Source organism: Chthoniobacterales bacterium, from assembly GCA_018883245.1.
In the GTDB taxonomy this organism is placed as follows: Bacteria; Verrucomicrobiota; Verrucomicrobiia; order Chthoniobacterales; family JACTMZ01; genus JACTMZ01.
Window position 1 is genome coordinate 21,036 of record VEQL01000032.1, and the last position, 11,673, is coordinate 32,708.

General features: G+C 60.6%; 9 protein-coding genes. 2 read left to right on the forward strand and 7 right to left on the reverse strand.

Annotated features, from left to right (window positions below):
• Positions 1 to 33 precede the first annotated feature (33 nt).
• Entirely contained in the window at positions 34 to 552 is a 519-nt protein-coding gene (locus tag FGM15_10645; protein MBU3666315.1) for a hypothetical protein, read from the reverse strand.
• 102 nt (positions 553 to 654) lie between these two features.
• Between FGM15_10645 and FGM15_10650 the strand changes: the two genes are divergently transcribed.
• On the forward strand, positions 655 to 1,653 hold the full coding sequence (locus FGM15_10650; GenBank protein ID MBU3666316.1) for a L,D-transpeptidase: 999 nt from the start codon (positions 655 to 657) through the stop codon (positions 1,651 to 1,653).
• 33 nt (positions 1,654 to 1,686) lie between these two features.
• On the opposite strand, the gene FGM15_10655 is transcribed toward FGM15_10650, so the two are convergent.
• Both FGM15_10655 and FGM15_10660 read right to left on the reverse strand, forming a co-directional pair.
• On the reverse strand, positions 1,687 to 3,381 hold the full coding sequence (locus FGM15_10655; GenBank protein MBU3666317.1) for a phospholipid carrier-dependent glycosyltransferase: 1,695 nt from the start codon (positions 3,379 to 3,381) through the stop codon (positions 1,687 to 1,689).
• The gene (locus tag FGM15_10660; protein MBU3666318.1) at positions 3,378 to 5,060 is read right to left on the reverse strand and encodes a phospholipid carrier-dependent glycosyltransferase; all 1,683 of its coding nucleotides are present in this window, start codon (positions 5,058 to 5,060) and stop codon (positions 3,378 to 3,380) included. Before FGM15_10660 ends, FGM15_10655 begins: the two co-directional genes overlap by 4 nt.
• Before the next feature lie 64 nt (positions 5,061 to 5,124).
• Here FGM15_10660 and FGM15_10665 point away from each other — a divergent pair, with 64 nt between their 5' ends.
• Positions 5,125 to 6,690 (forward strand): peptide ABC transporter substrate-binding protein, encoded by a 1,566-nt coding sequence (locus FGM15_10665; protein ID MBU3666319.1) that lies wholly within the window; start codon positions 5,125 to 5,127, stop codon positions 6,688 to 6,690.
• Positions 6,691 to 6,717: 27 nt separating this feature from the next.
• Here the strand turns inward: FGM15_10665 and FGM15_10670 are convergent, their stop codons facing one another.
• From FGM15_10670 to gyrA, 4 genes are all read right to left on the reverse strand, one after another.
• Positions 6,718 to 7,770 (reverse strand): hypothetical protein, encoded by a 1,053-nt coding sequence (locus FGM15_10670; GenBank protein ID MBU3666320.1) that lies wholly within the window; start codon positions 7,768 to 7,770, stop codon positions 6,718 to 6,720.
• A gap of 71 nt (positions 7,771 to 7,841) precedes the next feature.
• Positions 7,842 to 8,783: a shikimate dehydrogenase gene (aroE, locus tag FGM15_10675; protein ID MBU3666321.1), complete on the reverse strand. Its 942-nt coding sequence runs from the start codon at positions 8,781 to 8,783 to the stop codon at positions 7,842 to 7,844.
• Entirely contained in the window at positions 8,780 to 9,085 is a 306-nt protein-coding gene (locus FGM15_10680; protein ID MBU3666322.1) for a hypothetical protein, read from the reverse strand. The genes aroE and FGM15_10680 overlap by 4 nt, the downstream gene beginning before the upstream one ends.
• An 81-nt stretch (positions 9,086 to 9,166) precedes the next feature.
• Positions 9,167 to 11,673 (reverse strand): DNA gyrase subunit A (gyrA, locus tag FGM15_10685; protein ID MBU3666323.1); only part of this gene is annotated, 2,507 nt, incomplete at its 5' end.

Genomic DNA, 11,673 nt, shown 5'->3' on the forward strand with positions numbered 1-11,673 from the left:
CCCTCGGCGTAAAGGGGCCCGGAAGGCGAGGTATTACTTTTTGCGGAAGACGGTCGGACTGCCGAAAACCTTGTTCCAGTCAAAATCGGGGTCGGCGAGAAGCTTGCGCAGGTCTTGGCCCGTGAGCTTCTGCTTGGAGATCGCGCTGCTATCCAAAGCCCGCACTTGCATCGCGCCATCGGGCTGTGTCTCGAGCCAGATCAGCGTGAATGTTTCCGCTTTGCTCCCCGGTTGTTTGCCGTCCGGTTGCGCCAGAATTTCCAGTTGCATCAAAAGTCTGTCGCGGAGCCGCACGGTCCGCGCCCCGAAATACCAGCCCTTCTCGCCCGCAGGATAGTTGATGATGGCGCGGTCCGGGCCGTCCCGGACGACGATCGCATTTTCGGGTTTTTCATCCCCGCTCGTCGTGGTCCAAACACCGGCCAAGTTTGCGTCGAATTTCTGCCATCCGCCTTTGAAGACGGGCGCCTCGAAAACGCAGGCGGACAAAGCCAGGCAAGACAACCCGAGCACAATCCGGGGGATGATTTGCTTTGCGATGGGGTTTCTCATCGGGGCATTCTGATGGCTTGCATTCGGCGATCAAGCCCGCGCCGTTTGTTTCGGCTTGCTGCATCGCAGGGGTTCGGGATGATTTCGTGCGTTTCTCACGCCATGAAAACACTAACTGCTTTGTTTCTGTCTTGTCTGCTCGCAGTGCCCGTTCACGCGATGCAAAAACCCTCCTTCCACACGCAGGGCATCCCGACCGGAAAGCCGACGGGGTCCCTGAAGCCCGGCGAATATTGGTGGAGGCCGCAGCTCTCGCCGGCCGGCCCCGTGGTCGCGCTCGTCTCCATTCCCCAGCAGGTGATGCACGTTTACCGCAACGGTGTTCTCATCGGGAGATCCAGCGTCAGCACCGGCGCCAAGGGGCACGGAACACCGAGCGGTGTCTTCACGATCCTCGAGAAACAGCGCACGCATTACTCGAAGACCTACGACAACGCTCCCATGCCAAATATGCAGCGCCTGACGTGGAATGGTGTCGCCATGCATTCGGGCAATCTTCCCGGCTATCCGGCGAGCCATGGCTGCATCCGCCTGCCTTACGACTTTTCGAAACTGCTCTTCGATGTCACTTCGCAAGGAGGAACGGTCGTGATTGGTGACGGGCGCACGCCGCATCCGCGCCTAGCGTCCAATCCGGGTGTGATTCTCGCTCCGGAAGATTTTCATCCATCCATGCTGCGCCCCTTGGGCCGCGGGGACTTTGATTGGCGGCCGGAGCGCAGTCCTTCGGGGCCTGTGACCCTCGTCCTGAGCAGCGCCGACAAAGCCGTTTACGTTTACCGCAACGGCAATCCCATCGGTCGGGCCGCCGCGGACTTTTCCGGCCGCGGAAAACTCGGCCAGCACGTTTTCACTCTGCTCGACGGGGCTTCTTCGAAACCGAGTTGGTGGGCTCCCGGCCGACCCGGACGCAAATGGATGCGCGTGAGCAGCGAGAAAGGGCCGCGTATCGATGCCAACGATCTCGGACGTCGGGTGCGCGTGAATCCCGTTTTCGCCTCCAAAGTTTACGACATCATTGCCCCCGGAACCACAGTGCTCGTGACCGATGATCCGGTTGCTCGGAAAATCAAAGCCGACTTCACGATCCTCACCAACTGAGCCAGCGGACCGGGGCCGGTGCATCCGGCCCGGTCACGGGGAGGAGGTGTCTGCCGGTGTCGTCACTTCGATCAGCAGGTCTTTCTTGAAAAGTTGTCCGGTGATGTTGCCGCGCAGCATGTCCTGCGTCTCGTTGCCCTTGAAGCGATCGACAAGATTAAGCCGTGCTCCGAGAACGCGCAGTCCGGCGGCGTTTTCTATGCTGTGGTCGCGGGCCGGCACGGGCAGGATAAAAAGCGGATACGACCCCCGCATGTCATCCAGTTTCACGGGTGGTTCGATGTGGACTCGCTCCAAATCGCAACCGGGCAAAATGAACCGGTAAACCTCGTCGTGGGCGCCGTAAACCGAAGGCAGGACGACTTTCTTGCCCCGCACCGCGGCCTTCGCCGCTTCGTCGAAAGCGCCGAGCGGTCCGTCGAACGGGATCAGAAAAACCGCGTAGGCGAGATAAAGCAGCAGGATGGCCGGACAGATGAATGCGCGCGCCAGCGTGTCGCGGCGCAACCCGGCCACGGTGAACGCAATAACGGCAGCGAACACGACCCACGACCACCACGGATAGATTTGGCCGGATTGCAGTTCGCCCGTGAGCACTGCTGCGCCGACGGGAAACACGCACGCGATCAACGCAACCGCGGAAAGGCTCAAAGTGAATGTCCAACGCGGGAGCTTGCTCCACGAAATCGCGAGCAGCACGGCCAGGGCTGGCATGGCAGGCAGGAGATAGCGTTCGTCGCGTTGGTTCGGGAAAGCGAAGACGATCATTTGCGTCAGGATCCAGATCCAAAGAAGCTGCTCTGGCTGGGAAAGTGAACGCCTTCCGCGCCAAGCCATGAAAAAAAGGACGACAACAGCGGGGGCCAGCAGGCCTGCGTTGAAGGGATAGCCGAACAGGATGCGCCAGATCGTGTAGTTGCCCGCGAAAAAATTGACGATGTAGCTGCCGCGCTTCGGGTCGAATTTTCCGACATTTTCTTTGAGCACGAAATCGCGCCAGATGTTTTCCGGATGCGGATCAAGCCAGAACCAGAGGCCGAATACGCCTACGGCAAGCAACGCGATCAAAATGATCTTCGGTGCCGCCGCGCGCAGCCACGAGGGGATATCGTAGCTGCGCTGATGCATCGTCCACCAGGCAAGCCCGACCGCGAAGGGGATCACCAGTGCGAACGATTTGTAGAGAAGGCCCGCGCCCACCATGAGACCGAAAGCCGCGGCCAATGGCCAAGTGAGGGCGGCCGGCTGCGGACGCCGGTAGAGAAGGATAAAAAACGGCAGGAAAAACCAGAATGTTTCCGGCGATGACGTCAGAACGACGCGCCCGTAGCGGTAGGTGCTGAAAAATGCGAGAAAGGCAAGCGCGGCAAGGATGCCTGTGCGCGTATCCCCGGAAAGACGGCGTGCCAGCAGCAGCACCAGCGCCGTTGTGGCCAGCGTATAGAGCGCGACGGGCAGGCGCACTCGCCACAGGTCCCAGTGCTTGCCCCAGTCGGTTGCAATGATGCCCTGCCAGAAAAGCGCCGGCGGCTTGGTGTTACGTTCCGGTTCGGACAGGTTTTTCAGCGGTAGCCATTCGCCGCCCTGCGCGGTCATGCGCGTGATCTGCCAGTAGAGATGTTCGTCGGGGTTGGTCGCGGCGTGCTCGCTGCCGAGGTTGAAAAGATAAACGAACACGCCCAAAGCGAGCGCGAGCCAAACTGCCCAAGAGCGGGACGACGCGTTCATGGATTGACGGCTTCGACCAACAGGTCCTTTTTGAAGAGATTGCGGGAAATATTGCCCGTCAGCATGTCCATTGTCTCCTTGTTGTTGAAGCGGTCGATCACTTGGAGGCGCGTGCCGATGACACGCAGGCCGGGGGAATTTTCGACGGTCATATCGCTCAGCGGGAGCGTGACGATGAAGACGCTATTGTTTGCCCGGATCTCGTCGAAGGTAAAGTCGTTCACGTGGTAGGGCCGCGGATCGCTCCCGGGCAGCATGAAGCGATAGATTTCCTCGCGGGCATTGAAATTGATCGGTGCCGCGTAGCTCTTCCCCCGAGCGAAATCCTTCGCTGCTTGGTCGAACTCGCCGCGCGGCCCGTCGAAGGGAATCAGGAAGGCGGCATAGCACAGGTAAAGAAGAAGAATCGCCGGACATACGAATGCGTGGGTCAATGCGCCACGGATCATCCCGATGACCGCGAAGCCGACCACCGCAGATATAAAGATCCAGTAAAACCATGGATACAGAGGCCCTACGCCGGCGTCCGAGGTCAGAATGATCGCGCCAAGGGCCATGCCCGAGGCGATCACCGCCACGGCAAGCAGACTGATTGCGAGCACCCACCGGGGTATCTGCGACCATCGCAAGGCGGCAAGCACGGCGAGGGCGGGCATTGCCGGCAGCAGATAGCGTTCGTCGCGCTGATTCGGCAGCGTGAAAACGGCGAAAACCGCGGCAACCCAGATCCAAAGCAGTTTCTCGCTGTCGCCCAGATCGCGCCTGTGCCGCCACGAAACAACAAAGAGGGCAACGATGGCCGGGGCTAGCAGTCCTGCATTGAGCGGATAGGAAATGACGCTGCGCCAGATGCTCGACTCGCCCCAAAGAAGATTGACGAAGTAGCTCCGACCGCCCGTGTCGAATTTGCCGGCATTTTCCCGGAGCACGAAGTCTTGAAGAATGAGGTGGCGTTGCGGGTCGAGCGCGAACCAGAGGCTGAACACACCGAGGGCAATAACTCCCAGCAGGGCGATTTTCGGAAGGTCCGAACGCAACCACTCGCGCCAGCCGTAACCGCGCAAGTGAAGTGTCCACCAAGAAAAGCCAACCGCAGCGGGGAGCACCAAGGCGAAAGATTTGTAGAGGAGGGCAAATCCGGTCATCAATCCGAAGGCGAATGTCATCGGCCAAGTGAGTCCGCCCGCGCGCGGACGCCAAAAAAGCAGCGCAAAAAACGGGGCGAAGAGCCAGAATGTTTCGGGCGCGGATGTAAGGAAGACTCGCCCGTATCGGTAAGTTCCGAAAAAGCTCAGATAAATAAGCGCGGCGAGCAGGCCGAGGGATGCGCTTGCGGACGCTTTGCGTGCCAGCGCAAAAACCATCAGCGCCGTCCCCAGCGTGTAGAGCACATTCGGCCAGCGGAGATTCCAAAGCGTGTAGGATTTCGCCCAGTCCGTGCTCACCAACCCCTGCCAGAAAAGACCCGGCGGCTTGGTGTTGCGATGTCGCTCGATCATCGTCTGCAGCGGCAGCCAGTGGCTGCTCTTGGCCGTGGCATAGGTCATCTGCGCGTAAAGCAATTCGTCGCCGTTGGTGGCGGCATGGTCGCTGTTGAGCGCGACAAAATACGCGGTCGCAGCCAGCATCGCGCAAAGCAGTGCGGTCAGTCCGGTGAAGCGGACAATGTTCGGCGGCATTGGTGCAGAATAGGAGATCAAGCGGGGGATTGTCAGCAAGCGACGATCCAGCCATCAATGGCGCATGGCCCGCCTGATTTTCATCGCTTTCTTGCTCTGTGCGGGATGCTCGCCGCAAAAGCGTGCCGATCTGGTTTTTCTCAACGGGGCCGAACCGGAGACCCTTGATCCTGCTCTCATCACCGGCCAGCCGGAAGGGCGCGTGGCCAACGCGCTGTTCGAGGGGCTCCTCACATTCGATCAGCACGGGAAACCGCAGCCCGGGATGGCCGAAAATTGGGAGATATCCGGGGACGGCAAGACATACACGTTCACTCTGCGCGAGGGCCTGGTGTGGAGCGACGGGAGGCCGCTGACCGCGCAGGACTTCGTCGCCTCGTGGCGCCGCACGCTGGATCCGGCCACGGCGTCGGAATACGCTTACCAGCTGCACTACATCAAAAACGCCAAGGCCTTCAACGAGGGGACGCTGAAGGACTTCGGTCAGGTCGGCGTCTCCGCGCCCGACGACCGGACGTTGCGTGTCGAGCTTGAGAATCCCACGCCGTTTTTTCTCGATCTGTGCGCTTTTGTCACGTTGCTGCCCGTGCCAACGCATGTGATCGGGGAGCATGGCGACAATTGGATCAAACCCGGAAACTTGGTCGGCAACGGCGCCTACCTGCTCGAATCTTGGCGGCTCAACGACCGCATCCGTTTGCGCAAGAATCCGCGTTATTGGAATGCGAAGAGCGTCGCCTTGGATGCCATCGACGTCATTCCGGTGAGCAAGGCGAACACGGCATTCAACCTTTACGCGTCGGGGCAGGCCGATTTGATGATGGACAAGGGCCTTGTTCCCCCGGCCCTGCTCTCTGAGATCAAAAAGCGCGACGATTTTCACGCGGCGCCGTTCCTTGGCACGTATTTCCTGCGCTACAACTGCGCCAAGGGCGCCTTCACCGACCCGCGCGTTCGGCGTGCTTTCAGTCTCGTCATCGACAAAAAGTCGATTGTCGATCGCATTACCCGCGCCGGTGAGCTGCCGGCCGGAAGCTTTGTCCCGCCGGGGGCGGGCGGTTACGAGCCCTGCGACGAATGCGGAACGAAGGATACCGCGGAGGCGAAACGGCTGCTGGCGGAGGCGGGATATCCGGATGGCAAAGGATTTCCCATGGTGAACTATCTTTACAGCGAAGGGGAGCTGAACGAGGCGATTGCCGTCGAACTCCAAAGCATGTGGCGGCGCGAACTCGGGGTGAACGTGCAACTACTGCGCCAGGAGTGGAAAGTTTATCTGCGCTCGCTGAGCACATTGGACTATGACATCGCCCGCTCAAGCTGGGTGGGCGATTACCCCGACCCGAACACATTTCTCGACATGTTCGTCACGGGGGGAGGAAACAACCGCACCGGCTGGAGTGATCCGCGCTACGACCGGCTTATCGGAGAAGCGGCCGCCGAACTGGACCCGGCGAAGCGCCACGCGATCCTGCGCGAAGCCGAAAAAATCCTCGTTTGCGAGCAGATGCCGGTGTGCCCGCTGTATTTCTACGTCGGTATCCAGCTCTATGATGATGAGGGCCTCGCGGGCATCGAAGGCAATGTGCTCGACGAACACCCGCTCAAATCGATGTATTGGCGGAAATGAGGCGCCCGGCACGTGCCGTTGCGCCGGCTACTGGTTGGGCGGGCCGACCTCGATCGTGAATGTTGTCTCCCCGGCTTCGTGCCTCCAGAAGCCGTCATCCGACGGTCCGGAATAGTCGCCATTGCCGCGGTCTTCGCGGCTGGGCAGGTCGAAGGACGCCCTCAGTGTGAAAGTGTCCTTGTCAACGGCCTCGTATTCGTAAGCTCCACCGGTGACAGGGTCCGTCTGGTCTGCAACAAAGCTTCCGGGGTTGGTGTTGCATTCTTCAAGCGTCGCAGGCAGGCGCTTCTGCGCCTGATAAAATTGGTTCACGCTTTGATAAATTGAAAGCAGGTCGCGCACGCGCTGTTCGTCCTGCGCCTCGAGCCGTGCTCGAAGCGGTCCGCCGGTGACCCACACGGCCGCGGCTATCGCCGCTATCACCGCGAGGCAAACCGCATACCATGCCGGGCGCAGTGGTTGTATTTTCTCGCGCAACTCGCGCAGGAGCCACCAAGTCACGCCCCCGGCAAGTGCGGCGATGACCGCAGCTTTCAGGACAAAACGGATGGTGAGTTCGCCGTTCAAGAACGACACAACTGTCCCGATCGCATCGCCCAGAAGAATGAGCGCCGCGACGAAAAGCGCGATGTAGGTGAGCCAGCGGCGCACGGGGTTCATTCCGCGAGCCGGGTTCGCGGTGATGTCCCTTTTCACCCGCCGCAACGTGAGCGCAAAAACGGGAAATGCCACGACAAGCGCCGCTACACCAAAGCGGATCGAACCAAAATCCACGACCGGGCGTCCATCCAGCAGCGGGAAGCGAATGTTGATGAAATCAAAAAGCAATGATCCGAGAGCGGTCGCCCAAGTCGCGAGCGACGCGAACAGAAGAAGATGAAGGAAAGCCTCGCGGGGTCCCGCGGAAGCACGGCATTTGGGCACGGGCAGCGGAAGCCCGGCATCGATGTAGTAGTCCAACGCCTCGTGGATTTCGCGCTCCGGCCAACCGGCGGAACGCAAACCTCGGGCCACGTCGTCTCTCGAGGCGCCACGGGCAAGGCAGTCGCCGACGAACATCTGGAGTTCTCTTTCAGCCACGAGGCTAATTACACGGGGGTCCGCGGAATGATGCAAGCCTCGCCCCTCGCGAGGGAGGCCTGATGAGAAACTCAGGAGCTGGCTTTTTGCAGCGCACTCCGCATGACATCCAACGGTGCGGTGCGGTTGAGCCAAATCTCGAGCGAAAGCGCGCCCTGGTGCAGAAGCATCGAAAGGCCGTTGGCCGTGCGGGCGCCGGCCGACCTTGCGTCTTCGAGCAGGCGTGTGACCGCGGGGCGGTAGATCATATCGAAGACCATGAGGTCCGGGGTGATCAGCGCCGCCGGGATCAGGCGCGGGTCGGTGCGCTTCATTCCCAGCGATGTTGCATTGATCACAAGATCGGTGCGGCCGAGTTGTGCTTGCAGCGCGGAGCCGTCCAAGGAAATTACCGTCACCAGATCCTCGGGGCCTTCGAGGCGGTCCGTGTGCAAGAGGGCGAATGCTTTCTTGGCCACGGCTTGTGCTTTCGCTGCCGTGCGATTAACCAGCACCAAGCGCGGACACTTTTCCAATGCGCATTGCAGGGTTGCAGCGGAGCCGGCCCCGCCGCCGGCACCAAGGATCATGACGCGCAGGTCTTTCAAATCCATCCCGAACGATTCGCGGATGGCCCGCACGAGACCCTGTCCATCGGTGTTGAAGCCGACGGTGCGGTCAGCGTCGAACAGCAAGGTGTTGACCGCGCCCAGTTGGCGGGCCGTTTCGTCGAGTTCGCTGCAAAGTTTCAGCGCTTCGAATTTGTGGGGAATCGTCAAATTGAGCCCTATGAATCCCGCGCGGCGGGCCAGATCGATCGCCGTGGCGAGTTGTTCGGGTGCGCATTCAATCTTGGCGTAACGCGCATCGGAGCCGAGCGCTTCAAGGGCGGCATTATGCATAGCCGGCGAAAGCGAGTGCGCAACCGGGCAGCCAAGCACGCCGAGACGCACGGCGGGCGACATCGAGCCGCCTCCTTCCGCGCGTGCGCGCAGGTCGTCGATGTTGAATGTGGTTTGCTGGAGGTTGGTCATATGGATCCGCTTTCCGACCTATAACCTGCAGTCGCCGCAAAAGCTTCATAAACCGTCGAGCGGTGTTCGCAAAACAGGCAGTCTATTTCCGGCGGTCCGGGCCGCTTTGTTCCACGGTAAGCCAAGATGACGCGATAGGACCGGACTTTTACGCGGAAATATCCGTGCAGATCTTCTTCCAAGGCCTTGATGTCGCCTTTTTCATGCTCCAATTCGCGGATGGCGCACCGCAGGCGTTTGCGGGAGTGGGGGGCCAGACGTTTGATGTCTTCGCTGACCTGATACGCGACGTTGACCTTCATTCTCTTCGAGGACGGACGGCGGGCAGAGCTTCGTCTTGCCTGCCTCGTAGTCGCAGATGGCTTTCAAGGTCCGCCCGCTGGTTACGCTTCCGCGTTCTCGGCGGCGTCTTCCTGGCTCTGGCTGACGACGGGGGCCATGGCCTGAAGCTTTTCACCTTCGGACAGGCCGATGAGGCGGACGCCTTGGGCATTGCGGCCGGTCATGCGGATTTCGGCCACGCGTGTGCGGACGCTTTGTCCACCGCTGGTGATCAGCATGATCTCGTCGTTTTCGCGGACACTCAGGGCGCTGACAACCTCGCCGGTCTTGTCGGTGACCTTCATGGTGATGATGCCCTTGCCGCCGCGTTTCTGCAGTCGGTATTCGTCGAACTCGGTGCGTTTGCCCACGCCGTTGGCGCCGGCCACCAGCAGGGTGGCGTCGGTCACAACCAAGGCAGCGCCGATGACGAAATCTTTTTTCTCCGGACGGATGCCCCACACGCCGGTCGCGGTGCGGCCCATGTCGCGGATATCTTCCTCGCTGAAACGGATGCTCATGCCGTCCTTGGTGATAAGGACGACTTCGTTGTGTCCGTCGGTCATGAGCGCGGCGATGAGTTCGTCGCCTTCCTCGATGTTGATCGCGATGATGCCGCCCTTGCGGATGTTGCGGTAGGAGGAGAGGTTGCTCTTCTTGATGATGCCCGTCTTGGTGGCGAAGAGAATGTGGAGATTTTCATCCCACGTTTCGTCCTTGCCCGCGCCGGTCTTGGCCTGGATGCGCATGACGGCGGCGATTTCCTCGCCCGGTTTGAACTCGAGCAGGTTGGCAATCGAGCGTCCCTTCGCCGCGCGGCCCATCTCGGGAATATTGTAGGCTTTCTCGACGTAGCAGCGCCCCTTCTTGGTGAAGAAAACGAGATAGTCGTGCGTGCTGGCGGTGAAGAGGTGCTCGACGAAATCGTCCTCCTCGTCTTCCGCTTTGGCCTCGCGGGTCTGCATGCCGATGACGCCTTTGCCGCCGCGCTTTTGGGCGCGGTAGGCACTCACTGCGGTGCGTTTGATGAATCCGCGGTGCGTGACCGTGATGATGCAGCCTTCGTTGGTGATGAGGTCTTCGATGTTGATTTCGCCCTCGTCGGGCACGATATCGGTGAGGCGCGGCCCGGCGTATTTGGACTTAATTTCGCGCAGCTCGGTTTTGATGATATCGAGCACGCGCTCCTCGCGGGCGAGGATGTCCATGAGGTCATCGATGGTGGAAAGGAGTTCCTTGTATTCCCCGAGCACCTTGTCGCTCTCCATGCCGGTCAACTGGTAGAGGCGGAGTTCGAGGATGTCATCGACCTGCTGTTCGGTGAGAAGGTATTCGCCGTCGGTCAGGCGGTCATCGCGCCGGATTTTGACCCCGAATTTCTCTACCTGCTTGCGGGTGAATTCGAAGGCGAGGAGTTTGACCTTGGCTTCTTCGCGGGTTTTCGAATTGCGGATGATGCGGATGAAGTCGTCGAGGTTGGCCAGCGCAATGAGGAAGGCCTCGAGTTTTTCCGCGCGGATTTCGGCCTCGCCGAGGAGATGGCGCGTGCGGCGCAGGACGACTTCACGGCGATGCTCGATGTAGCAGGAGATGGCTTCTTTGAGCGACAGCAGCTTCGGCTTGCCGTGGTCGATGGCCAGCATCGTGATGGGGAACGAGGTCTCCAGCGCGGTGTGCTTGTAGAGATTGTTGATGACGACCTTCGGATTGGCGTCGCGCTTGAGTTCGACCACGACGCGCGTCTTTTCATCCGACTCGTCGCGGATGGCGCTGATGTCGGTGATCGTCTTCTGATTGACGAGATCCGCGATGCGTTCGACGAGGGTCGCGCGGTTGACGTTGTAGGGGATCTCGGTGATGACGATCTGCTCGCGGTTGCCCTTGAGTTCCTCGACGCCGGCTTTGCCGCGGACTTTGACCGAGCCGCGGCCGGTCTCGAGGTATTGGCGGATGCCGCCAACTCCGCAGAGTTGGCAACCCGTGGGGAAGTCCGGGCCTTTGATGTATTTCATCAGCCCGTCGAGCGTGATGTCGGGTTTGTCGATCTGTGCGCAGATGGCGTCTATGACCTCGCCGAGATTGTGCGGCGGCATGTTGGTCGCCATGCCGACGGCGATGCCGGTGCCTCCGTTGACGAGAAGATTCGGGAATGCGGCGGGGAAGACGATCGGTTCGCTCAGGCGCTCGTCATAGTTCGGAACGAAGTCGACGGTGGACTTGTCCATGTCGGCCATGAGAGCCGTGCCCAGATGGGTGAGGCGCGCCTCGGTGTAACGCATGGCGGCCGGCGGATCGCCTTCGACCGAGCCGAAGTTGCCCTGTCCATCAACCAGAGTCTCGCGCATGGCCCAGTCCTGCGCCATGTGCACAAGGGTAGGATAGATGACCGCTTCGCCGTGGGGGTGGTAGTTGCCGCTCGTGTCGCCGCAGATCTTCGCGCATTTGATGTGCTGCCGCCCGGGAAACAAGCGCAGGTCGTGCATCGCGTAGAGGATGCGGCGCTGGGCGGGCTTGAGTCCGTCGCGCGCATCAGGCAAGGCGCGGGAGATGATGACGGACATGGAGTAAT